We start from the raw sequence: 23,496 nt of genomic DNA, 5'->3' as shown, positions 1-23,496 counted from the left end.
TAAGTGGCTTTTTAATCTCAAGTCTCCCGTTTGGCGGATGGCATTATTGTTTCTGACGTATGTTCTTCAGCCCTTCTTCCAATTGCCGCTCTTTCTCCGGATCGATCCACCAGCTCAGTATATCCGGCCCTTGGCCCGGATTGATGTCGGTATGACCGAACTTGTTCCAATAGGCGATGCGATCATAGGCGGCATGGAATTGTGGGATAACATAAAAACTCCATGTCAGAACACGATCAAGCGCGCGAACGGCCGGGATCAATTCGTCATAAGTTGGTGCCGCGATCAGGTTTTCAATCAACGCATCGACTACCGGATCGTTAATTCCCATGACATTCCGGCTTCCCGGGCGCTTACCTGCAGCGCTGCCCCAAAACTCTCGCTGCTCATTACCAGGGCTGATGGATTGTCCGAAACCTGCGGTGGTGACATCAAATTCGTAGTTGCGAAGCCGTTCCGTAAATTGCGCGGAGTCAACAACGCGAGAAGAGGCATCGATGCCCAGCTTCTTCAGGTTTTTGATCAGAGGGCCTGTAATCCTGAGGCTGTTGGGATCATACATCAGAAACTCGATGGTCAACGGCTTGCCTGTTGTTGGATCGATCAGCTTCCCGCCTTCAACTTTGTAACCCGCTTCCTTCAGGATATTTTTTGCTGTGCGAAGCGGGGTCCGATCCTGCCCGGAACCGTCTGTTACCGGCGCTTTATAGGCGGGACCAAATACGCGAGGGGGCAATTGATCGCGATAGGGCTCCAGAATGGCGAGTTCCTCTTTAGTCGGTTCGCCTGTCGCGGCCATGACGGAATTTTCGAAAAAGCTGTTTGTCCGGCTGTATTGGTCATAGAAGATATTCTTGTTCAGCCATTCAAAATCGAAGGCATAAGTAAGCGCCTCTCGCAAGGCCGGGTCTTGGAACTTCTCTCGCCGGAGGTTGAACGCATATCCCTGCATTCCGGCGGAGCGTTCGTTCGGAACTTCCTCCAGAATGACAAGACCCGCCTTTACAGCTGGAAAATCATAACCGGTGGCCCAGTTCTTCGCACTGTTTTCCGACCGGTAATCATATTCCCCGGCCTTGAACGCTTCCAGCAGGACAGCCGTGTCCCGGTAGAAATCATAGCGGATCGTATCATAATTATTACGCCCGACATTAATCGGAAGATCTGCGCCCCAGTAATCTGGCACACGTTCAAAGGTAATAAAGCGATTTGCTTCAAAATCCTTCACGCGATAAGGGCCGGAGCCGAGGATCGGCGTGAGAGTTGTCTCATCAAAATTATGGGATTCGAAATATTTCTTAGGAAGAATTGGCAGGAGTTGGCCAACAATTTGCGGTAGTTCCCGGTTGGGAGGGCCGGAGAAATGAAATTTGATGCGGTGATCGCTCAGTTTCTCAGCCGATTCGACATCTGCATAATAATAGCGGAACAGGGGCGTTCCCTTTTCCTTGACTGCTTGCAGGCTGAAGATCACGTCATCCGCCGTCATTGGCGAACCATCATGGAATCTTGCTTCCGGATGCATATTAAAAATTGCAAAAGAAAGATCTTCCGCGACTTCCACACTTTCGGCGACAAGGCCATATTCCGCACTTGGATCGTCATAGGATTGTGTCAGCAAAGTCTCGAACGTCAGGTTCAGGCCGTTTGCGGCCTGTCCCTTGGAAATAAACGGATTGAGATTATCGAAGCCACCAACCGCCGAGAGTTTGAGGTTGCCGCCTTTCGGGGCGTCAGGGTTGACATAGTCGAGATGCTTGAAATCGGGACCGTATTTTAACGGACCAGCCAGAGATAACCCGTGACTTTTGATTGTTTTAATGTCTTCTGCGGCCGACGGAAAGGCGAATAGCAGCAAGAGAAGTGCGGTGGTGGTTGATTTTAATAATCCCATAAATATCCTCACTTGACGGCGCATGTCTAAAACTTTTAATTCAAGATGGGGAGTTTGCCTCATAACATCAAGTAGAAAAGGCGACCGATGCCTCGCCTTAATTACGCCAATATTTCAAGCGCTTGATGATGTGACGAGAGATCACCAGCCGCCAAAACGAACCCCGGATTGGCGAGGGTCATTGGGTTGCCCTTCCAATCGGTGATTTTCCCGCCAGCGTTTTCGACAATCGGGACAAGGGCAGCATAGTCATAGGGCTTCATGTCGCAATCCGCGACAATATCGACGAAGCCAAGCGCCAGCAAAGCATAGGCGTAGCAATCATAGCCAAATCGCTTACGTTTTACCGCGTCGTGCAAACGGCAAAAGGCGGGACCGTGTTCCCCCTCCATCAACTCGGTACCATAGGCGAACAAGGTCGCATTGGAGAGGTCGGGGCAGGCGCGGGTTGTAATGATCGCGCCGTTCAGTGTCGTTCGGTCATTCGCTCCAACCCATCTTTCACCAGATATGGGTTGATCGAGAATGCCCATAATAGGCACACCGTTGCGAGTGAGCGCGATCAGGCTACCGAAGGTCGGGCTGCCGGAAATAAAGGAAAGCGTGCCGTCGATCGGGTCGAGAACCCAGATATATTCCGCATCTGTCCGCACACTGCCATGTTCTTCGCCGATGATACCATGTGACGGGAATTCGGCGTCAATAAGAGTCCGCATGGCAGCCTCTGCATCACGATCAGCAATGGTGACGGGACTGTTATCATCCTTGCCGATAATATCTATTTTTTGCCGGAAATATTTGCGGATAACCTCACCGGCGACATCCGCCATCCGGTGAGCGAGGGTAATAAGCTCTTGCGGGCATTCTTTGTTCACGACGCCCGCAAGCTCAATTATTCAGCGGGTGGAAGAGGAACGTCGCTCTTACCAAGAGTTCTGAGGTAGGCGATAAGATCTGCTCGCTGTTCAGGCTTTTTCACACCGGCAAAGGACATCTTGGTGCCTTTGATGTAGGTGCTTGGTTTTGTCAGGAAGAGGTCCAGATCTTCATATCCCCACGCGCCGCCTTTTTCGATAAGGGCGCCGGAATAACTGAACCCGCTATGGGTGCCTTTGTCGCGGTTAAGGATGCCGTGGAGGTTAGGACCAATCTTGTTTGGGCCGCCTTCTTCTACCGTGTGGCATGCGCCGCATTTCTTGAATATTTTCTCGCCCTTGGCAACATCTGCGGAGGCAAGCAGTACGCCGAGCGACGGACCAGCAACTTCATCATTCGAGGCCACTTCAGAGGATGCAACCGCGCCTGTATCAATTGCGTACGCAGGTTCCTCCGGATAAGTCGGGTGAATTGCGAGCGTGGCAATTTCATTGATGACCATTATTATTAATACGCCAGCCAGAACGGCAGCGGCAATTTTATTAAACTCGAAAGTATTCATTGCTGACCTCAGCTATCAAACCTGCGGGTACATTTACCAGCCGCGATAAAAAAAAGCGAGGGGAAATTAACTGCTTTCTCATGCCGAGTGCAAGACGTATATATGCCAATGTTAATTAAAATAGACGTTTTGGATCATAATCATGGACTCTTTGCCCAAAAATCCCCTCATTGTCATACCGGCCCGTATGGCATCAAGCAGGCTTCCGGGAAAACCGCTTGCCGATATTGACGGCATGCCGATGATAGTCCAGGTCATGCGTCGGGCGGAAGAAGCAGATATCGGCCCTGTCCTTGTCGCCTGCGCAGAAGAGGAGATTGCAGAGGCCATTCGCACGGCAGGCGGAACCGCCTTGATGACGCGGGCCGATCACCCGTCAGGCTCGGATCGGGTGTTTGAGGCGGTGGAGGCGTTCGATCCTGACGGAGCCTATGACGCGATTATCAATCTGCAAGGTGACTTGCCCGCTCTCGAGCCTTCAGCGATCGCTGCCGTGTTTCAACCGCTACAAAATGTCGCAGTCGATATCGCAACGCTAGTTGCCGAAATCAAGGATGAGGAAGAGCTGGAAGATGAAAATGCCGTCAAGGCGGTTGTCTCGCTGGCAGAAGGAGAGAGTGTCGGCAGAGCCCTCTGGTTCAGTCGTTTGAAATCACCTTGGGGAAGCGGGCCGCATTATCATCATATCGGACTCTATGCCTACCGGCGGGGGGCGCTGGCGCGGTTCGTTACGCTTTCGCCTGCCCCGTTGGAACAGCGAGAGCGGCTTGAGCAGTTGCGAGCGCTTGAAAATGGGATGCGTATCGACGCGGCGGTCGTTGACACAGTGCCGCTTGGTGTTGATACTCCCGAGGATTTGGCGCGTATCCGCCGCATGTTTCGTTCCTGAGAAATTGAGAAGTTAGAAATGTCAGACATTGATCCCGACAACCGCATTGCCTTTCAGGGCGTGCCGGGGGCTTATGGCCATTTATCCTGCAGCACCGTTTATCCGGATATGGAAGCGATTGCCTGCGATACCTTTGCCGATGCATTGGCAATGGTGCGCAATGGGGACGCGGCGCTCGCCATGATCCCAGTTGAAAATTCGCTCGGTGGTCGGGTTGCGGACATACATCATCTACTGCCCGATTCCGGGCTTTATATCATCGGGGAGCATTTCCAACCGGTTATGCACCAGCTTCTCGGAGTGCCGGGATCGACCTTATCAGATATTAAGGCCGTTCATAGTCATGAGCAGGCGCTCTCCCAATGTCGTGGTTTGACCCGCGATCTTGGAATTGAGCCCATTATTCATGCGGATACAGCAGGCTCTGCGAAAATGATCGCTGAGCTTGGCGACAAGACCCAGGCGTCCATTGCTTCCAGCCTTGCGGGAGAAATCTATGGCCTGGACGTTTTGCGTGACCGGGTTGAGGATCGTATTGGTAATACGACGCGGTTCATTATCATGTCACGACAGCGGCAGGACCCCGATCCGAAAGATGGCAGTTGTATGATGAGTTTCGTCTTTCAAGTACGGAGCCAGCCGGCGGCACTTTATAAGGCGCTGGGTGGATTTGCGACTAACGGCATCAATGTGACAAAGCTTGAAAGCTATATTACGGACGCAAGTTTTGAGGCGGCGCAGTTCTATATCGATATCGAAGGCCACCCCGATGAAGCACGGGTTGCTCGGGCGATTGAGGAATTGCAGTTCTTCTCTGCTAAACTGAAGATTCTCGGTGTTTATCCAATGAATGCCTATCGTCGGCAATACGGGACGTAAAACCGGTTGCCTCATTGGGGTCGATTGAATATAAGCTGTCGGAAATTTAATACTCTTACAGGCGGAAAGCCTGTGCATTGTAATCGAGATTGAAAATGCTCAAAGATTATATCCATGACGTGGTAAAACTCAGTCGCGCGCAGAAACTATTCCTGCTTGCTGGTGTTGTCGCGATGGCTGTCGTTGTCACGGCCTCCAATATACTCGTTGAGATGCCGGTGAATGATTGGTTTACCTGGGGGGCGCTGTCTTACCCGATTGCATTTCTGGTGACAGACATTACTAACCGGACGCTTGGTGTGCGGCTTGCGCGTGATGTCGTTTTCGTCGGCTTTATTGTGGCCGTTGTCATGTCGCTGCTTCTGGCAAATCCGCGCATCGCAATCGCGTCCGGCTCAGCGTTTTTCATCGCTCAAATGCTGGACGTTACCATTTTTGACAAGCTGCGGCGTCAGTCTTGGTGGAAAGCGCCGGTGGCATCTTCTGTCATCGCGTCTTTTGTTGATACAGTGATCTTTTTCGTGCTTGCCTTCGCAGGCACAGGGCTTCCCTGGCATACCTGGGCGCTGGGCGATTATGCGGCCAAGCTAATTATGGTAGCGGTGCTGATCTTGCCGTTCCGAGGACTGATCAAAATTACCGACCCACTCACGCTCTCGCCGGTCTCGCGTTAGGCTGTGGGCTCGCTTCCCTCAATCCAGGCTTTCGCGAGTTGATGGGCGAGGGCAATGGGCCCGCCTATCCGTAAACCAGTCGGTTTGGTGCTCTGCTCCAGCATCATGCGAACCTCTTCACGGCTGAACCATCTGGCGTCGTTGAGTTCTGTCTTGTCCACGGTGATTTCCTCAGTGAGTGCTTCGGCAAAGCAGCCGATCATGAGGGAAGAGGGGAACGGCCAGGGTTGTGATTGGTGATAACGGACGTTGTCGACTTTAATGGCCGATTCTTCCATCACCTCGCGCATAACGCCTTGTTCGATCGTTTCGCCCGGTTCGATAAAGCCCGCGAGGCAGGAATAGAAATCACCCGGAAAGTTTATGCCCTGACCAAGAAGGCATTTATCACCACGGGTCACCATCATGATTGCGACCGGGTCAGTGCGCGGAAAATGCGTCGCTTTGCAGGTGGTATCTTCACATTTTCGCGAATACCCGGCCTCCTGAGAATAAGTGGGGGCACCGCAAACAGCGCAGAAACCATGCCGATTATGCCAGTCGATCATCGAGCGGGCCTGCGCCAGTGCGCCGGCTTCACCGGAACTCAGTTGCGGCGCGACTGAACGGACATCAATAAATTTCCCCCAATCTTCGCTCGGCGGTCTTTTGGGGTTTTCAATTTCCGACACATCTACTGCGAAATGACAGATGTCTTCCGCGGTGCCTAAAAATATCAATGCGGCATCCGCGGTAACAAATTCCTGTACTTCCAGATATCCACGCCAGTCGATGCGCGCACCTTCCTTCAGGCTGATCAAGGCCTTCAACTGATGCATCGGAAGGAACCGGCTACTCGGATCTTTTAATTTTTGTTCTATCCAATTTGGATCTGTCCGCAGATGGGACGCGCGGTCGAAGTCACCGCCAGCAAAGACAATCGGTTTTTTCATGGGCGGCAGATTGTCACAACTTATCCGTTCCTGCAATCGCCAAGACGCTATATTTTGAATGATTGTTCTAGATCGGGATCAAAAAACAGGAAAAAAGGGCTTGCTTCTCTTCGTTAACTGCATGATATAGACGGTGGAAGGCTGGCGATGGGCGTGCTCCTCGCGAACCCGGTCAGATCCGGAAGGAAGCAGCCGTAACGAGTTTCGGTGCGGGTCGTTGTCAGTCTTCTACTTTCCCATGTCATTGTTGCATGCAAGCGAACAAATCCTGTTCCTTTGACTGGTATTTAGCTGAAGTTCTCTGCTATGATTGCGCCATGACAAGTGATCAATCCAATAGCCCCTATCGAGTGCTGGCCCGTAAATATCGACCGTCGACCTTCGACGAGCTGATCGGCCATGAGGCGATGGTGAAAACGCTCTCCAATGCGTTGGAAGCGGGACGTCTTGCCCATGCATTTATTCTGACGGGAACACGCGGGATAGGCAAGACGACAACAGCGCGCATTATCGCCCGGGGCCTTAACTGTACAGGGCCGGACGGGAACGGGGGGCCAACTGTCACCCCTTGTGGAGTGTGCCAGAACTGCGTTGCCATTGCCGAGGATCGCCATCAGGATGTTCTGGAAATGGACGCGGCAAGCCGAACCGGTGTGGATGATATCCGCGAATTGATTGACGGTGTGCGGTATCTGCCTGTTGCCGCGCGGTTTAAGATCTACATCATCGACGAAGTGCATATGCTCTCCAAGAACGCTTTCAATGCGTTACTGAAAACGCTGGAGGAGCCGCCCGAGCATGTAAAATTCATTTTCGCGACAACAGAGATTCGAAAAATCCCGGTTACCGTCCTGTCCCGTTGCCAGCGGTTCGATCTGAAGCGGGTCGACGGGGATGCGCTTGCCGCTTATTTTGCGACGATCGCCCAAAAGGAACAGGCCGAAATTGAGGGGGATGCCCTTGCTCTGATCGCTCGCGCGGCTGAAGGGTCGGTGCGCGACGGCCTGTCGCTACTTGACCAAGCGATAGCGCATGGGGACGGAACAGTAACGGCGCTGCAAGTACGTGATATGCTTGGCCTAGCGGACCGGACCCGTATCCTTGATCTGCTAGGTCTCTTGATGGAAGGGAATATCAAGGACGCGCTCGCGCTCCTGCGAAACCAATATGACAGCGGCGCCGATCCAGTGGTTATTATTCAGGATTTGCTGGAACTAACGCATTGGTTGACGTCCCTTAAAGTCACGCCAGAGGCCGCCAATAATATTGCCATGGCAGGCGGCGAAATTACGCGGGGCGAGGAACTGGCAAAGAAGCTTTCAATGCCCGTGCTCGCCCGCACGTGGCAAATGCTGTTGAAAGGTCTGGACGAAGTCAGCCATGCACCGATGCCGCTCGCTGCAGCGGAGATGGTTCTGGTCCGACTTGCCTATGTAAGCGAATTGCCAACACCGAACGACCTTGCGCGGCAGATTGCGGATAACCCAAAAGAAGGCAGTGTAGCCTCCGCAACAAATGATGGAAGCCGCCCGGTATCTGCGCCGCAAGGCGGCCCGGCGATGGGTCACTCAGGAGGGCGCGCTGCCGCAGTCGCGATTTCAGCCTCTCCGGCCCCGCAGCAGGGAACCGATCCACGCGGGCATTTGTCGCTGGTTGCGCGCAATGACGATCTGCCGGAACGTGAGCCGGTTAAGGTGGAGTTGGTGCCTGAAAAACAACCGCTTCAATCCATGGAGGATGTGGTCAACCTCTTGACCGATCGTCAGGATATCAAGCTCAAAGGAGAGGTTCTTAACTTCGTCCGACCTGTGGCGTTTGAACATGGAATGATAGAATTCAGCCCGGCAGCGGGCGCTGCAGCGGACCTCGCCGCTCGGCTTGGTAGGCGTCTGCGTGAAATTACCGGCGATCAATGGGACGTGCGAATGACCGCCCAAGCGGAAGGGACTGCAACCGTCGCAGAGAAACGCCAAAGCGATAAAGCGGCCGAGATTGAAGCGATGGAGGCCCATCCCATGGTGCAAAATATCAAATCTCTTTTCCCCAATGCAACAATCCGGGAGATCCGGCACCTCGGTCCCTCCCTTGACATAATGCTTCCCGATGACATATCCGGTGAAGACGAAATTGATGACGGAGATACATTCGAATGAAGAACCTTGGCAACCTGATGAAACAGGCCAAAGAGATGCAAAGTAAAATGGCCGAAATGCAGGCTGAACTGGAACATCATGAGGTTATGGGCCAGTCTGGAGCTGGCATGGTCAAGGTGACACTTAATTGCAAGGGCGAGATGCGCAAGCTTGAGGTAGATTCTTCTCTTGTCGATCCTGAAGACAAGGAAGTCATGGAAGATCTGATAATTGCCGCACATGCGGACGCGCGCGGCAAAGTAGAGGCTTATTCTGCAGAGAAAATGAAGGAAATGACCGGCGGATTGGAACTGCCACCCGGTATGCAGATGCCCTTTTAGGGCGGCGGTAAAATACGCTTATGAGCCAGTCCGAAATTGAACATCTGATACAGCTTCTCTCCAAGCTTCCGGGACTGGGTCCCCGCTCTGCGCGCCGGGCGACGCTCTATCTTATTAGCCGGCGAGAGAGCTTATTGACGCCATTATCCGCCGCCATGCAGGCCGCCGCAGATAATGTAAAAGTCTGCAGTCAATGCTGGAACCTGGATGTGACTGATCCTTGCGATATCTGCCGGGATGTTAAGCGGGATCAAAGCCTTCTTTGTGTGGTGGAAGATGTGTCTGACCTTTGGGCGCTGGAACGTTCAGAGGCGTTTCGCGGGCGCTATCATGTGTTGGGTGGCACGCTATCCGCTCTCGACGGGATTGGCCCGGATGAACTTAATATGGAGCCCCTGATCCACCGCGTCGGGGAAGGGGGAATCACTGAGGTTATTCTTGCCCTCAACGCGACAGTCGATGGCCAGACAACTTCTCACTATCTATCTGACCGTCTTTCCGATTTCGGCGTTCAGGTCACGCGGCTTGCGCATGGTGTTCCCGTTGGAGGGGAACTTGACTATCTTGACGATGGAACCTTGTCGGCGGCGCTGAAATCTCGACGTTCGATGGGTTAATCCCGCTCTTCCATCAGATGCGGCTGATCTGGCGGCCCGGCCAGAAGATCACTTTCTTCCTCCCCCAGTTGCAGCTCTTCAATTTTTTCCGCGCGGCTGCTGATTTTCCGGCTTGAAGTTTCGATAAGTTCAATATCCTTACTGGCCTGCAAAAAATGTTTTCCGAGATTCTCAACTCGGGCATCAAGCCGCAAAACATCCTTTAACAAAACCCCGACTTCCTTCTGGATCACCCCCGCCTGTGCCCGCATCTGGCTATCCTTCAGCACCGCACGTACGGTATTGAGGGTCGCCATCAGAGTTGTCGGGGAGACAATCCAGACCCTTGCTTTGTAGGATCTTTCCAGTATCGCAGGGAAATTGGCATGAAGCTCCGCATAGACAGCTTCGGACGGCAGGAAAAGAAGCGCCGATTCGGCGGTCTCTCCTTCCAGAATATACTTCTCGCTGATATCTGCGATATGCTTCTGCATGGCGCCAGTAAAGGCGCGCGATGCCAGAACTTTATCACTGTCGGTTTCGGCCTGCCTCAGCATGTGATAGCTCTCTAGTGGGAATTTCGCGTCCACGACGATTGAGCCAGGAGGGTTGGGAAGTTTGATCAGGCAGTCCGCACGCTTCTGATTGCTAAGCGTTACCTGAAATTCATAGGCCGACGGCGGTAGAGCCGATTTCACCAGATCATTAAGCTGAATTTCACCGAAGGCGCCACGTGCCTGCTTATTCGCGAGAATATCCTGTAGCCCGACAACTTGGTTGGAAAGCTCCGTCAGGTTGTTCTGCGCCTTGTCGATCACTGCGAGCCGGGTCTGTAGTTCGGTCAGGCTTTGGCCGGTTTTCTCCGCTGACTGGGTAAGGCTGTCTCCTAAACGTTTGGAAACAGTATCCAGGCGCTCGCTCAGGGTTTGGTTGATCTCCTGACGACTTTGGGCGCTGTCCGTTGAAATTTGCTTGAGTTGCCCTTCGAGCTGAGCCTGCTGGTTAATCAGGCTCTCGGTCAGGCGGGTCAAATTCTCGCTATTTGTGGAGGCTGTTTCCGCAAGTTTTGCCGCCTTCGACATCTTGAAGAACAGAACCAGCGTGATAACCGCCAGAAACGCAATGACCGCAATCAGGGCAATTTCCATTAATAACTCTCCCAAACGCACTATATTCTGGCCGTCAATGGCCTTGACGAACGCAAACAGGCATAATACCTACACTTTGGATATATCGTAACGCGAACAACAACGGAACACCATGGCCCTTTTGCCCATATATACAGCGCCGGACCCGCTTTTGAAAACTATCTCCCAACCAGTGGAAAAGGTGGATGCGGAAATTCGCAAGCTGGTCGATGATATGTTCGATACCATGTATGCCGCGCCCGGAATTGGCTTGGCGGCAATACAGGTTGGTGTGCAAAAGCGCCTGCTGGTTATGGATGTAGTCGGCAAAGGAAACGAGAATGAGGACCCGCAACCGATCGCGCTGATCAATCCGGAAATCACCTGGGTTTCGGATCATGATGTCACCTACGAAGAAGGCTGCCTGTCCGTGCCGGAGCACTATGCCGATGTGGTACGCCCCGCCGAAGTAGAGATCAGCTATCTGGATGTAGATGGAAAGCAACAGACATTGCGGGCGGAAGGTTTGCTGGCTACCTGTGTTCAGCATGAAATGGATCATTTGGATGGAATCCTGTTCCTCGATCATATTTCTGCCCTCAAACGCAACATGATCTTGAGAAAATTGCTTAAACTGAAAAAACTGGCGAGCTAAAGGAGCCATTATGGCGGGATTGCGACTTGCCTTTATGGGAACGCCGGAGTTCTCCGCCCATATCCTGAGAGCGTTGATTGGCTCACCGCATGAGGTGGTGTGCGTTTATTCTCAGCCCCCGCGCCGGGCGGGCCGGGGAAAGAAACTGATGCCATCTGCCGTCCATCAGCTGGCGGAGGCAGAGGGTTTACCGGTCCGCACGCCAGCCTCCCTAAAATCACCGGAAGTTCAGGCAGAGTTTGCAGAGCTAAATCTCGACGCTGCCATTGTCGTTGCCTATGGGCTCATTCTGCCTCAGGCAATTCTTGATGCACCGAAGTACGGATGCCTTAATTTGCATGCGTCTTTGCTTCCGCGCTGGCGCGGGGCCGCCCCGATCCAGCGGGCGATCATGGCGGGGGATGAAGAAACCGGTATTGCTGTTATGCAAATGGAGGCAGGGTTGGACACAGGCCCGGTTTTGAGCGAAGCACGGGTGCCAATCACAGCTGAGACGACGGCGGGCGTTCTTCATGATGCGCTTGCCGATGTTGGGGGGACTTTGATGCTTGGGACCTTGGGGAAGCTTGGAAGTCCGGATGTTGTTGCAACGCCGCAGGCGGCCGACGGCATTACTTACGCCGAGAAAATTTCAAAATCCGAGGCCGAGATCGACTGGGGCCGTAGCGCCATCGAACTTGATCGTCATATTCGCGGCCTGAACCCGGCACCGGGCGCGTATTTTGAATATCAAGGGCAGCGGATCAAGCTGTTGTCAGCGATGCCGGTAGACGGAGACGGCGCACCCGGCGAAGCGCTGGATGATCAGTTGACAATTGCTTGCGGAGAGGGAGCATTGAGGCTCATCACCCTGCAACCCGCCGGTAAAAGCGCAATGAATGCCGCGGCCTTCCTCAATGGTCGACCTATCGCAAAAGGCGAGGTGTTGGGCTGATGCCCTGTTATCGCATAAAAATTGAATATGATGGGCGCGATCTCGTGGGCTGGCAGCGTCAGAATAATGGCCCCTCTGTTCAGCAGCATATTGAGGAGGCCATATTCGATTTTTGCGGGGAAGATGTGCGTATTCAGGGCGCGGGTCGTACGGACGCCGGGGTTCATGCTCTCGGGCAGGTCGCGAATTTTGAACTTGCCAGGAACAGAGAACCACAGGTCGTCATGAACGCGCTGAACCAGCATCTGAAGCCGGCGCCGATTGCGGTTCTCGACTGCGAAGAAGTAAACGAAGACTTCAGCGCGCGCTTTTCTGCGAAGAAGCGGCATTATCTTTACAGGATCATCAATCGTCGAGCCCCCTTGACCGTGGATGCTGGTCTTGCGTGGCTTGTTAAACGAGAGCTTGATGCAGATGCGATGAATGAAGCGGCACAGATTTTGATCGGCCGTCATGATTTTACCAGTTTTCGCGCCGCCGCCTGTCAGGCGAGTTCGCCAGTCCGGACACTTGAAAAGCTTTCCGTGTGTCGTAAAGGAGAGGAAATACAAATCCGGGCCTCGGCTATTTCCTTCCTGCATAATCAGGTCCGATCAATGGTCGGTAGCCTCTCCCTTATTGGGACAGATCAATGGACAAAGGAAGATTTGACGGATGCGCTGGAGGCAAAAGACCGTCAGCGCGCAGGTCCAAATGCGCCGCCTTACGGCCTATATTTGACGCAGGTAGACTATGATTAGGCCGGCACGGTAAAAATCCACTCTAGAAAAATTGACTGCACCAATATCACGATCAAAAACTCTAAAAAAGCCAAGCCGACCGCTGTCATTCCTGTCAGGTTGAGTGTAACTTTCAACATGTACCAGAGAAGGGCATATGTCGCAGCAATGAAAAGCAGAGTCATCGTAGCGGCAATATTTTCTGGAAATATCCCCGTTGCGATAATGGAGATTGGGAACCAGACAAGGATGATCCCGAATTGCATCCAATTGTATACGACGACAAAAATGCTATAGCGATCCGAGAAGCCCATATAGCGCGCGAGCACGGCGACAATTGCCAGATATGAGCCCCAACTAATCAGTAAGGCGAGGCAGAGGTAGAGCAAGAACGGAACAATCGACGTATCTGTTGGAACTTTCCGGTAGTCGATCGAATTTTCAATTGCGAACAGAGGTAACGCGAGGATCATCGCCAGGAATGAGCGATAAAATCCTTCCATCGACATATTGAAATAGGCGAGTGCGTGGGGATCCCGCCGCGCGAGAAGATAGACGCCAAAAAGTGAATTGACGATTTCCCGAATACTGGTCATCTGTCTTTCGCAAAATAACTTCTTAGAATATCCGCATAGATATCGGTCAGTGCCTCGACATCTGCCACATCGGCCCGTTCGTCTATTTTATGCATGGTCTGGCTGATCAGGCCGAATTCCACAACAGGGCAGTGATCCTTGATAAAGCGGGCATCTGACGTGCCGCCGGTGGTTGAAAGCTCGGGCTTTCGGCCTAGACGTTTTTCGATTGCCTCAACAATAAGCGCACTGAATTCCCCTTCCGGTGTGAGGAAGGGTGACGAGTTTTTTCGGATATCGAGCTCATATTGGCAGTGACGCTCCTTGGCGACGCGATCAAGCACCTTAATAATTGTTTGTTCAAGTGAGTCGAGACTATGATGTGTATTGAACCGGATGTTGAACGTACCGTGTGCCGACTTAGGGATGACATTTGTCGCCGGGTTACCGACATCAACCGTTGTGAATTCCAGATTGCTTGGCTGAAAATGCTCCGTCCCGTTATCAAGAACCAACTCGTCTAGGGCCACGACCATTGCCGCGAGATGTGGCACGGGATTATCGGCAAGGTGAGGATAGGCAATATGCCCTTCCGTTCCGATTACATTGAGATAGCCGGTGAAGGAGCCGCGCCTGCCGATCTTGACCATATCCCCAAGCTCATGGGGATTTGTTGGTTCGCCAACGATGCAATGGTCTATCTTTTCGCCATTTTCAACCATCCAGTCGAGGACTTTGCGGGTGCCGTTGATGGCTGGGCCTTCTTCATCGCCGGTAATCAAAAGGCTTAGGGAACCTGCAAACTTACCACCGGTTTCATTGATTAGCCGGTTTGAGGCTGTGGCGAAGGCCGCAACCGCTGCTTTCATGTCGGCAGCGCCACGGCCAATAATCACTCCGTCCTTAATAGTGCCATTGAAGGGATCGACACTCCAGGCTTCTGCATTGCCAATGGGCACGACGTCCGTATGACCGGCAAAACACAAATTCGGTGCTTCTGTGCCAAAACGTGCGTAAAGGTTTTCCACATCTGGTGTGCCCTCTTCGCCAAAGGTGAGCCGGTGGCAGACAAAGCCAATTTCTTCCAGACTCTTCTGAAGCACGTCAAGGGCGCCGGCATCTTCCGGTGTAACACTCGGGCATCGCAACAACGCCTGAGTAAGGGCGATGACTTCCGATATTTGCAAGTTCTTATCCATGAATGACCTTTACCGTTCGGTGGGCCGTTCGGTCAATGGGGAAGGTGGATGTAGTAAATAATTCTATCACTGTCATTGCAGTTTCTACGGGCACAGGATAAGACTGCTCCGCTTAAATAAGAAAGTCGTACTATGTCTCTCACCTCACTTACAGAATCGGGAAATATCCGCGGAATTATATTCATCGTCGTTGGTATGCTTTTTATGACGTCTATGGATGCGGTCGCGAAGCTTTTGGTTGAGGCGAACTATTCAGTCGTTCAAATGCTGGCGATCCGCGGCGCTATTCTTTTGCCGCTTCTGCTGATTTGGGCAGCCGCGCGCGGGGAATCCCATATGATTAAAACTCGGCAAATCCGTGGCCATGCCCTTCGGATTGCTTTTGGCATCTTCGCGCCACTTCTGTTTTTTCAGTCATTGAAAGAACTTCCGCTTGCCGATGCGACGGTCATCTTCTTTATTTCGCCATTTGTAATGACGGCGCTTTCGGTGCCGCTGTTCAAAGAAAAGGTCGGTATCCACCGCTGGAGCGCGATCTTCGTTGGTTTCGCGGGTGTCTTGTTCGTCCTGCAACCCACGTCCGGTCTGCTGAAGCCGGAGGCCTTTATGGTGCTCGCCGCGAGTCTCTGTTATTGCGGCGTCATGCTGACCGGGCGGGTTTTGAGCCGTACCGAGACGACGTTCACGATTATTTTCTATAGCAATCTCGGTCTTTTGGTTGCTTCCGGAATTGCGTCAATTTTCGCCTGGCAGCCTATGCCGATGGACGATCTGGGCCTTGTGGTGTTGATGGCGTTGTTGTCGCTCGCGGGGAATATCTGTCTTGTAAGGTCATTCGCCATTGGTGAGGTTGGCGTGATTACACCATTTGAATATACGGCGCTTCTTTGGGCGGTTTTACTGGGATATTTCGTTTTTGCTGATTTTCCGGCGCTTAACGTTTGGATCGGCGTTGTTATAATTGCCGGCAGTGGACTTTATATGATCTATCGCGAAAATTTGCGCCGATAAGAGAACCGGCGGAGATATATCTCCGCCGGTTGGTTTTATCAGTCTCTCAACAAATCATTGATCGATGTTTTGGAGCGGGTCTGCGCGTCCACTGTCTTGACGATGACGGCGCAATAGAGGCTCGGACCCGGGGTTCCATCCGGAAGCGGTTTGCCGGGAAGGCTGCCCGGGACAACGACGGAATAGGCAGGTACGCGACCGATATGGATCTCGCCGGTATCGCGGTTGATGATCTTGGTGGAGGCGCTGATAAAGACGCCCATGGAAAGGACTGAGCCTTCCTCAACAATAACACCCTCCACAATCTCGGAGCGGGCGCCGATGAAGCAGTTATCTTCGATGATAACCGGATCAGCCTGCAAAGGTTCAAGTACGCCGCCAATTCCGACGCCGCCAGACAGATGTACATTCTTGCCGATCTGGGCGCAGGAACCGACCGTCACCCAAGTATCTACCATCGTGCCGCTATCGACATAGGCACCAAGATTGACAAAGCTCGGCATCAGGATGGCGCCGGGGGCAATATAGGCGCTTCTGCGAACGATACAGTTTGGTACGGCACGGAAACCGGCTTCGCGAAAGCGGTTTTCTCCCCAACCTTCAAACTTGCTCGGCACCTTGTCCCACCAGTTTGAATTGTTGCCTGGGCCACCAGCAATCATTTCCATGTCGTTGAGGCGGAAGGAGAGCAGGACCGCTTTCTTGGCCCATTGATTGACAACCCAGCCATCACTTCCTTTTTCGGCGACACGGAGCTCTCCGCTGTCGAGAGCATTCAACGTTGCCTCAACGGCATCGCGGACTTCGCCCGTTGTTGTGGTCGAAATATTGTCCCGGCTTTCCCAAGCGGCCTCAACAACCGGCTGCAATTCGGCTAATGTCATAGTGGTTTGTCCCTGAAGTCTGGTAAATCTATGTTCGCGAGAACATACCCCGCCACCGGCAGATGTCAATCTGCGCGGCAGGTTTTATGTAATTTGTGGGCGATCCGTTAGCAGGTCGCTCAGCCATCGAGGGAGATCGTCTGTTTGATAATGAATATGCGGTCCTTCGGCACCATGACTCGACCAATGTTCTTCATTTGGAATCCAGACGGTCGTCATTCCCATTTCATGCGCGGGCGCCAGATTGACGGCCATATCCTCGAAAAGAACAGCTTTTTCGGGATTAATATCAAATTCCCGTACCAGTTTCTCATACACAGGCTTATGCGGTTTGGGTTTGAAATCAGCGGCAACGATATCGAAGATATGATCAAAATGATGATCGATCCCGAGTTGGGTTGATACGTTGGTTGCGTGATAGTGCGATCCGTTGGTGAAGATAATTTTGCGACCCGGTAATTGTTCCAGAGCATCGCTCAATTCCGGTGCTGCTAAAAGATCAGAGACATCGATATCATGCACATAATCGAGGAAATCGGCAGGATTTATATCATAATTCTGCATCAGCCCACTCAGGGTTGTCCCATGTTCGTGAAAATACTTTTTCTGAACATTCTTTGCCTCGATAAGATCCACTTTAAGAAAATCTGAAATAAACTCTCCCATTTTCTTATCAATTTTCGCGAACAGGTTCGATTTTGATGGATAGAGCGTGTTATCCAGATCGAATATCCAGCAATCGATATGGTCAAAACTTTTCCAGCGAGGATTTTCTGTCATGGATCAGACTTTGCCGCGTCATCCTGGTCACGACAAGAACTAATTGTAGGCGGGCGAAAAATAGGCGTAGCTTTTAAAAAAAGGGTCCCTTTTTAAGAGCCTATTAAGCTTAAAACCCTATTGTATCCGTCTATGAAGCGACTATTGGTAAACCGGCGAGTGGTACTGGTGTGAGTGGGCAATCGAATTTGAAAAAGACCGGATCCTCCTATGAGGACAATAAGGCCCGGGCCTTGAGTACGGATGTTGCCGTACGGGCTGATCTTGCCGCATATGAAGATGCTGAGCCGGAAATCCTCTATTACCTTACAGATGATTCGTCTGGCAAAGTTCGAAAGAACCTTGCCCTTAATCCATGTACGCCGGTCAAAGCCAACCTCATTCTTGCGCAGGATGAGGATGAAGAAGTACGGATGGATCTGGCGCGAAAAATCTGCCGTCTCCTGCCGGATCTCTCGGGCGAACAAACGGCAATCATTCTTGAAAAAACGATCGAGGTTCTGGAAATTCTCGCCAAAGATCAGGTAACAGCTGTTCGGGTGATTATTTCGGAAACCTTGAAGGAAAGTGTCGAGGCGCCAAAGAATATTATACTGAACCTCGCGAAAGACGTTGAAGAAATCGTCGCTAGCCCGATCCTAGAATATTCCCCTTTACTCTCCGACAATGACCTTTTGGAAATTATGGCGAGCGGAATCGCTGCAGGCGCGCTTCCTGCCGTTGCCCGCAGACCAGATCTCAGTGAAGATGTTTCTGATGCCGTTGTCGCGCAACTAGAGGTGCCTGCAATCTCCTCGCTGCTCGCTAATCCGTCAGCGAAAATACGTGAAGACACTCTCGATCAGATCATGGATCAGGCGGAGAGCGTCGAGCCGCTTCACGAGCATCTGGTTATGCGGCTAAACCTATCGCTCCGGGCGATGCGTCGAATATCTGGTTTTGTCGCCTCCTCCCTCGTTGAAAAACTGGTCCACCGGAACAACCTTCCTCCCGCTACGGAGAAAGAACTTAAAAGCATCGTCAGGGACCGTATTGAGCAAACCCGTGAATTTATGCCTACAGGCGAAGGCGGGGGAAAGACCCGTGCAGAAAAGATGTTTGCGGAAAGTCGGCTTGATGAAGAGGCCATTGCTGACGCAGTTGATCTCAAAGATCAGGAGTTCGTTGTGGCGTCTCTTTCCCTGCTTGGTAAATATAGTTCAAAGAAAGTTAGCGCCATGCTGGCGTCCCGCAACGGCAAGGTTGTGACCTCGCTTTGCTGGAAAGCGGGCCTTTCCATGCGCCTTGCCTTTAAAATCCAGACGGCCATTGCGCATGTACCGCGCGGCGATATTGTCAATGCCCGGAATGGAATTGAATTTCCCTTTACGGATAAGGAAATGGAATGGCAACTATCCTTCTATGAGGGGTAGCGCGTAGCTCAAGTGGTTGCTTCGGTAATCATTGTCCCGACGCCATGCTCGGTGAAGGTTTCCAACAGCAGGACATGCGGGATACGGCCATCAAGTATAGTTGCGGCCTCCACTCCTTCTTCAAGCGCGAAAAGACAGGTTTCTAGTTTCGGGATCATGCCGCCAACGATGGTGCCATCTTTCTGCAACTTCCGCACTTCATCCGGACTTAACCGATTGATCAGCTTTTTGTTCTTGTCCAGAACCCCCTCAACATCAGTCATCATGATGAGCTTCGTCGCACCGATCGCGGCTGCGATATGGCCTGCGGCCGTATCGGCATTGATATTATAGGTCTGGCCGTTTGATCCGACCCCGATGGGGGCAATCACTGGAATGAGGTTGTTTTCCTCAAAGCTTTCAAGAATTTCCGGGTTTATACGCCGTGGCTCACCGACGAAACCAAGATCAAGTATCCGTTCGATATTGCTGTCCGGATCGCGCTTGGTGCGGTTCAGCTTCTGGGCCTCGATCAGGTTACCGTCCTTGCCCGAAAGACCGATAGCGAGACCGCCAGCAGAGTTAATTGAGGTAACAATCTTTTTGTTCAATGATCCGGACAGGACCATTTCAGCGATTTCCACTGTTTCTTTGTCGGTGACCCTAAGACCGTCAATGAAAGAACTCTGGATTTTCAGCCGTTCCAGCATGCTCCCGATTTGCGGGCCGCCGCCATGGACGATCACCGGGTTAATGCCGACCTGCTTCATCAGGGCGACATCCCGTGCAAAATAATGAGAAAGCTGCTCATCTCCCATGGCGTGACCACCATACTTGATAACGAAAGTCTGACCGCTGAACCGGTGCATATAGGGCAGGGCTTCGGACAGTGTCCGGGCCTTGGCAAGTTGCTCCTCGACTGACAGGGGTTTATCACTCATTTCTATCATCCAGCCTCTTCTGCCAATGAAGCAATTTCCGCCCGGAGGGTCTCTATCCCGGTTCCTTTGACAGAACTTGTGAGCATGATCTCCGGATGGGCAGCTGGCCGCTTGGCAAGCTCTGCCTCAATTTTTTTTGTGATCGATTTCACGTCACTTTGATTGCTCTTGTCAACCTTTGTGAGAATGATCTGATAGCTGACTGCGGCAACGTCTAGCATGTCCATGACCTCCCGATCGGTCACCTTCAGCCCATGGCGCGCATCAATCAGCAAGAGAACCCGCCGCAAGGTGGAACGCCCCTTGAGATAACTGTTTACAAGGTCCGTCCAAATACTGATTTTTTGTTTCGATGCCTTGGCATAACCATGGCCCGGCAAATCGACAAGATGAATCTGGTCGCCTAAATTGAAGAAATTGATTTGCTGCGTGCGCCCTGGTGTGTTGGACGTCCGGGCAAGCGTGTTGCGGTTAGTCAGCGCGTTAATCAGGCTGGATTTTCCGACATTTGACCGACCAGCGAAGGCGACCTCTGTCAGGTCCAGCTCCGGCAGCATTTCCTCCGTCGCAGCGCCCGCGACGAACTGGCATTCCTTCGCAAAGAGCAAACGCCCCGCTTCTATACGTCTTGCTTCATTCTCGTCGCGGGGGTCCGTTGCATCGGTCATGACATCTCCGTTCGTCAGCTTTTTCCGCCTGTGCCAGAAATGGAGACCCCCATCCGCTTCATGATGAACCACTGCTGAGCCATGCTGAGAATGTTGTTCCATGTCCAGTAAATCACCAGGCCAGCGGGGAAACTTGCCAACAGATAGGTGAAGAAGATCGGCATGAACAAGAAGATCTTCGCCTGCACCGGATCAGCTGGTTGCGGGTTAAGCCTCTGTTGTAAGAACATGCTGAGACCCATCAGGAGCGGGAGAAAACCAATCATCAGGAACTGCGGCGGATCCCAAGGGATCAACCCAAAGAGATTGAAGATGGTCGTAGGATCTGGTGCCGCCAGATCCTTGATATAGCCGTAAAAAGGCTGATGCCGCATCAACAGGGTCACGAACAGCACTTTATAGAGCGCAAAGAATATCGGGATCTGCAGCACAATAGGCAAGCACCCGGCGGCAGGGTTTGCTTTTTCCCGCTTATACAGCGCCATCATTTCCTGATTGAGTTTTTGTTTGTCTTCGCCATATTTCTCGCGAAGCTTCACCATCTCCGGCTGCAGGCGTTTCATCTTGCTCATTGATACATATGATTTGTGGGCAAGCGGCAGCAGGATGATTTTGATGATGACCGTCAAAGCCATAATGGCGAGGCCGAGGTTACCAATCCAGCCATTGAGGAATTCAAGCGCAAAATATATCGGCTTGGTCAGGAAGTAGAACCAGCCCCAGTCAATCGCAAGATCGAAGCGGTCGATCTTATATTCTTCCTCATAGGTATCGAGAACCGAAACGACCTTGGCACCTGCGAACAAATGATTGGTCAGGCCGACTGTTTCGCCGTTCGGGACATTGATACCTTCTTGATTTAGAAAGTCCGTCTGGTATCTCTGGCCCTGCGCGGCATAGGAAAAGCGGGCCTTGATATTGGTTTCCTGATTGGGAACCAGTGCTGTCAGCCAGAACTTATCGGTAATTCCGAGCCAGCCGCCAACGGAGGAAAAGCTTTCGTTATTTCCTTCTTGAAGGTCGTCATAGTCGATTTCTTCCAGCGTTTCATTAAGAACGCCGATTGGACCTTCGTGGAGAATATAGAAGTTGGTTGTCTCGGGCGTGCCATGACGGGAAATCAGGCCATAGGGATAGAGCGTGACGGGCGCACCGGTATTATTCTCAACCATCTGTTCAATCGCGAACATATAGTTGTTGTCAACCGAAATGGTCCGGTGAAATACTATGCCTTCGCCATTATCCCAGGTCAGTGCTAATGGACTTTCCGGGGTAAGTTCTGTGTTTTCCGTTGTCCAAACCGTTTGTGCGCCGGGAAGCTTGATATTCGCGCCAGGCGCGGGGCTCCAACCAAACTCCGCATAATAAGGATGCGGGCTGCCGGCCGGTGACAAGAGCTTGATTTCAGGGCTCGTCGGGCTAACTGTTTCGCGATAGTCGATGAGAGTAAGGTCGTCAAGGCGCGCACCGGTCAGGGAAACGGAGCCATGAAGCGCGGGCGTATTGATTTTAATCCGGTCAGCTTTTTGAAGGCTTTGCGCCCGAGTCATGCCGCTCTGACCTGAAGCCCCTTGTATGCTTGGCGCACTTGCGCCATCAACCGCAGCAGACGGAATTTGGGACGGGGTATCGCCGTTGGCCGTTGAGGTTTCAGTTTGCTGCTGCTCGGCCTGCTCCATCTGCGGGCCTTCAACGAAATATTGGAACCCGAAAATAATCAGGAAACAAAGAACGATCGCAATGACCAGGTTTTTCTGATCCGACATTATTTTTACAGCCCTTACGTTTTATTCAATGCGGGCGCGACCCGAGAGGTCCGTTGCGCCATGATGACATTTTCCATGTTTATGTGGTACCGGATCGTATCCCTCTCCGCCGAACGGATGGCACCGCGCCAGTCGCCGCAGGGTCAGCCAGCCACCCGTCAAGGGGCCATGCACTAACAACGCTTCCATCGCGTAGGAAGAGCAACTGGGAGAATAGCGGCAGCTTGTTGGCAACATAGGCGAAATGAAATAGCGGTAAAACCGTATTGGCAGGATGAGAGCCACGGAGAGAATCTTTCCGATCATGATTTGCTCCGCCGATGTGATGTGTCCGCGCCGACCTTGCCAATTGCTGTGCGCAGGTCTGACTTCAGTTCATCAAACTGCCGATCTGTTGTTTTGGCCCGGCCAATCAGAACAAAATCCCATCCCGCCTCAGCGTGATTTGGAATAATCTCCCGTGCGACAGCGCGAAGGCGGCGTTTAATACGATTCCGGACGACCGCGTTGCCAACTTTTTTGGTCACAGTAAAGCCCACGCGCGCGACGTCGGCCTTTTGGGGGCTTGGGTCACGGGCGGCCTGAAGCACCATCCCCGGTGCAGCCCATTTGCGGCGAACGGACGCAACACGGAGGAATTCCGCGCGTTTTTTTAGCCGTTCAACGCCTATCGGCATGGGATTAGGCTGAAAGGCTCTTACGGCCTTTAGTGCGGCGATTAGCAAGAACGCGGCGTCCGCCGACCGTTGCCCGGCGGGCACGGAATCCATGGCGGCGAGCGCGCACAAGTTTGCTCGGTTGATATGTACGTTTCAAGAGACTTCTCCGTCGATCATCCGCGCGATCTGCGCGAAGGGAAAACAAGCCCCGCTGTATAAGGTTTCTCCCCGGTTAAGTCAATGCGGGAGATAAATTTTGCAGCTTTGCAGGGCGGGGCGGTTCAATTCGGCTCACTTTTGGGTGAAAGGGCCTTTCGAAACTATCGAGGAACCATAAGTTTCGATAAGTTTCAAGGCGGACCGTTTGTTATTTTAAAGGAATTGCCGGTGTACGCTAAATTTTGTCCCGAAG

The 23,496-nt window shown here is 52.4% G+C and carries 26 protein-coding genes and 1 other RNA gene; 12 read left to right on the top strand and 15 right to left on the bottom strand.

The window, feature by feature from the left end:
- Positions 1-43: 43 nt before the first annotated feature.
- The 3 genes from LKE13_RS01970 to LKE13_RS01960 form a co-directional block, all read right to left on the bottom strand.
- Positions 44-1,894 (bottom strand): extracellular solute-binding protein, encoded by a 1,851-nt coding sequence (locus tag LKE13_RS01970; protein WP_227948013.1) that lies wholly within the window; start codon positions 1,892-1,894, stop codon positions 44-46.
- Between the two features lie 101 nt (positions 1,895-1,995).
- Positions 1,996-2,769 carry a histidinol-phosphatase gene (hisN, locus tag LKE13_RS01965; RefSeq protein ID WP_227948012.1) on the bottom strand — a complete coding sequence of 258 codons (774 nt, stop codon included), beginning with the start codon at positions 2,767-2,769 and terminating at the stop codon, positions 1,996-1,998.
- A gap of 17 nt (positions 2,770-2,786) precedes the next feature.
- A complete protein-coding gene (locus LKE13_RS01960) occupies positions 2,787-3,332 on the bottom strand; it encodes a c-type cytochrome (protein ID WP_227948011.1) in 546 nt (181 codons plus the stop codon).
- A gap of 142 nt (positions 3,333-3,474) precedes the next feature.
- Here LKE13_RS01960 and LKE13_RS01955 point away from each other — a divergent pair, with 142 nt between their 5' ends.
- The 3 genes from LKE13_RS01955 (at position 3,475) to LKE13_RS01945 (ending at position 5,774) form a co-directional block, all read left to right on the top strand.
- Positions 3,475-4,221 carry a 3-deoxy-manno-octulosonate cytidylyltransferase gene (locus LKE13_RS01955; RefSeq protein WP_227948010.1) on the top strand — a complete coding sequence of 249 codons (747 nt, stop codon included), beginning with the start codon at positions 3,475-3,477 and terminating at the stop codon, positions 4,219-4,221.
- 18 nt (positions 4,222-4,239) lie between these two features.
- Complete coding sequence (locus LKE13_RS01950) at positions 4,240-5,100, top strand: prephenate dehydratase (RefSeq protein ID WP_227948009.1); 861 nt, start codon at positions 4,240-4,242, stop codon at positions 5,098-5,100.
- Between the two features lie 95 nt (positions 5,101-5,195).
- Positions 5,196-5,774: a queuosine precursor transporter gene (locus LKE13_RS01945; protein ID WP_227948008.1), complete on the top strand. Its 579-nt coding sequence runs from the start codon at positions 5,196-5,198 to the stop codon at positions 5,772-5,774.
- Here LKE13_RS01945 and nudC read toward each other — a convergent pair.
- Complete coding sequence (gene nudC, locus LKE13_RS01940) at positions 5,771-6,706, bottom strand: NAD(+) diphosphatase (RefSeq protein ID WP_227948007.1); 936 nt, start codon at positions 6,704-6,706, stop codon at positions 5,771-5,773. The genes LKE13_RS01945 and nudC overlap by 4 nt on opposite strands.
- Positions 6,707-6,842: 136 nt before the next feature.
- Here nudC and ffs point away from each other — a divergent pair.
- The 4 genes from ffs to recR all read left to right on the top strand — a co-directional run bounded on the left by ffs (position 6,843) and on the right by recR (position 9,796).
- Positions 6,843-6,938: signal recognition particle sRNA small type (ffs, locus tag LKE13_RS01935), an RNA gene on the top strand.
- A gap of 85 nt (positions 6,939-7,023) precedes the next feature.
- The gene (locus tag LKE13_RS01930; protein ID WP_265334746.1) at positions 7,024-8,859 is read left to right on the top strand and encodes a DNA polymerase III subunit gamma/tau; all 1,836 of its coding nucleotides are present in this window, start codon (positions 7,024-7,026) and stop codon (positions 8,857-8,859) included.
- Entirely contained in the window at positions 8,856-9,179 is a 324-nt protein-coding gene (locus LKE13_RS01925) for a YbaB/EbfC family nucleoid-associated protein (RefSeq protein WP_227948005.1), read from the top strand. Before LKE13_RS01930 ends, LKE13_RS01925 begins: the two co-directional genes overlap by 4 nt.
- Before the next feature lie 20 nt (positions 9,180-9,199).
- Complete coding sequence (recR, locus tag LKE13_RS01920) at positions 9,200-9,796, top strand: recombination mediator RecR (protein WP_227948004.1); 597 nt, start codon at positions 9,200-9,202, stop codon at positions 9,794-9,796.
- Here recR and LKE13_RS01915 read toward each other — a convergent pair.
- Positions 9,793-10,923 carry a DNA recombination protein RmuC gene (locus LKE13_RS01915; RefSeq protein ID WP_227948003.1) on the bottom strand — a complete coding sequence of 377 codons (1,131 nt, stop codon included), beginning with the start codon at positions 10,921-10,923 and terminating at the stop codon, positions 9,793-9,795. The two genes, recR and LKE13_RS01915, sit on opposite strands and share 4 nt — an antisense overlap.
- Positions 10,924-11,035: 112 nt before the next feature.
- Here LKE13_RS01915 and def point away from each other — a divergent pair, with 112 nt between their 5' ends.
- Genes def through truA form a run of 3 tightly spaced genes read left to right on the top strand, consistent with a single transcriptional unit; the run spans position 11,036 to position 13,231 of the window.
- Positions 11,036-11,557, top strand: coding sequence for a peptide deformylase (gene def / locus LKE13_RS01910; protein WP_227948002.1), 522 nt, complete (start codon positions 11,036-11,038; stop codon positions 11,555-11,557).
- Between the two features lie 19 nt (positions 11,558-11,576).
- Positions 11,577-12,491 (top strand): methionyl-tRNA formyltransferase, encoded by a 915-nt coding sequence (fmt, locus tag LKE13_RS01905; RefSeq protein ID WP_415776487.1) that lies wholly within the window; start codon positions 11,577-11,579, stop codon positions 12,489-12,491.
- Positions 12,491-13,231, top strand: a complete 741-nt coding sequence (gene truA, locus LKE13_RS01900; protein ID WP_227948000.1) for a tRNA pseudouridine(38-40) synthase TruA — start codon at positions 12,491-12,493, stop codon at positions 13,229-13,231. The genes fmt and truA overlap by 1 nt, the downstream gene beginning before the upstream one ends.
- Here truA and LKE13_RS01895 read toward each other — a convergent pair.
- Positions 13,228-13,806, bottom strand: a complete 579-nt coding sequence (locus LKE13_RS01895; RefSeq protein ID WP_227947999.1) for a hypothetical protein — start codon at positions 13,804-13,806, stop codon at positions 13,228-13,230. The two genes, truA and LKE13_RS01895, sit on opposite strands and share 4 nt — an antisense overlap.
- Entirely contained in the window at positions 13,803-14,984 is a 1,182-nt protein-coding gene (dapE, locus tag LKE13_RS01890) for a succinyl-diaminopimelate desuccinylase (RefSeq protein WP_227947998.1), read from the bottom strand. The genes LKE13_RS01895 and dapE overlap by 4 nt, the downstream gene beginning before the upstream one ends.
- 132 nt (positions 14,985-15,116) lie before the next feature.
- Between dapE and LKE13_RS01885 the strand changes: the two genes are divergently transcribed.
- Positions 15,117-15,995 (top strand): DMT family transporter, encoded by an 879-nt coding sequence (locus LKE13_RS01885; RefSeq protein ID WP_227947997.1) that lies wholly within the window; start codon positions 15,117-15,119, stop codon positions 15,993-15,995.
- A gap of 38 nt (positions 15,996-16,033) precedes the next feature.
- Here LKE13_RS01885 and dapD read toward each other — a convergent pair whose 3' ends face one another.
- Both dapD and LKE13_RS01875 read right to left on the bottom strand, forming a co-directional pair.
- On the bottom strand, positions 16,034-16,879 hold the full coding sequence (gene dapD, locus LKE13_RS01880) for a 2,3,4,5-tetrahydropyridine-2,6-dicarboxylate N-succinyltransferase (RefSeq protein ID WP_227947996.1): 846 nt from the start codon (positions 16,877-16,879) through the stop codon (positions 16,034-16,036).
- A gap of 84 nt (positions 16,880-16,963) precedes the next feature.
- Complete coding sequence (locus LKE13_RS01875) at positions 16,964-17,659, bottom strand: pyrimidine 5'-nucleotidase (protein WP_227947995.1); 696 nt, start codon at positions 17,657-17,659, stop codon at positions 16,964-16,966.
- Between the two features lie 188 nt (positions 17,660-17,847).
- Between LKE13_RS01875 and LKE13_RS01870 the strand changes: the two genes are divergently transcribed.
- On the top strand, positions 17,848-19,071 hold the full coding sequence (locus tag LKE13_RS01870; protein ID WP_227947994.1) for a DUF2336 domain-containing protein: 1,224 nt from the start codon (positions 17,848-17,850) through the stop codon (positions 19,069-19,071).
- Between the two features lie 8 nt (positions 19,072-19,079).
- Here the strand turns inward: LKE13_RS01870 and argB are convergent, their stop codons facing one another.
- From argB to rpmH, 6 genes are read right to left on the bottom strand one after another with little or no spacing between them, the layout of a single operon-like run.
- Positions 19,080-19,991 carry an acetylglutamate kinase gene (argB, locus tag LKE13_RS01865; protein ID WP_227947993.1) on the bottom strand — a complete coding sequence of 304 codons (912 nt, stop codon included), beginning with the start codon at positions 19,989-19,991 and terminating at the stop codon, positions 19,080-19,082.
- 5 nt (positions 19,992-19,996) lie between these two features.
- Positions 19,997-20,659, bottom strand: a complete 663-nt coding sequence (gene yihA / locus LKE13_RS01860) for a ribosome biogenesis GTP-binding protein YihA/YsxC (protein ID WP_227947992.1) — start codon at positions 20,657-20,659, stop codon at positions 19,997-19,999.
- Positions 20,660-20,673: 14 nt separating this feature from the next.
- Positions 20,674-22,425 carry a membrane protein insertase YidC gene (gene yidC, locus LKE13_RS01855; protein ID WP_227947991.1) on the bottom strand — a complete coding sequence of 584 codons (1,752 nt, stop codon included), beginning with the start codon at positions 22,423-22,425 and terminating at the stop codon, positions 20,674-20,676.
- 21 nt (positions 22,426-22,446) lie between these two features.
- Positions 22,447-22,731, bottom strand: coding sequence for a membrane protein insertion efficiency factor YidD (yidD, locus tag LKE13_RS01850; RefSeq protein WP_227947990.1), 285 nt, complete (start codon positions 22,729-22,731; stop codon positions 22,447-22,449).
- Complete coding sequence (gene rnpA / locus LKE13_RS01845) at positions 22,728-23,102, bottom strand: ribonuclease P protein component (protein WP_227947989.1); 375 nt, start codon at positions 23,100-23,102, stop codon at positions 22,728-22,730. The genes yidD and rnpA overlap by 4 nt, the downstream gene beginning before the upstream one ends.
- 4 nt (positions 23,103-23,106) lie before the next feature.
- A complete protein-coding gene (rpmH, locus tag LKE13_RS01840) occupies positions 23,107-23,241 on the bottom strand; it encodes a 50S ribosomal protein L34 (protein WP_227947988.1) in 135 nt (44 codons plus the stop codon).
- Positions 23,242-23,496 lie beyond the last annotated feature (255 nt).

The organism is Sneathiella sp. HT1-7, assembly GCF_020731145.1.
Taxonomy (GTDB): Bacteria; Pseudomonadota; Alphaproteobacteria; order Sneathiellales; family Sneathiellaceae; genus Sneathiella.
Note: the sequence above shows the minus strand (reverse complement) of the source record. Positions and strands in the feature narration are given on the sequence as shown.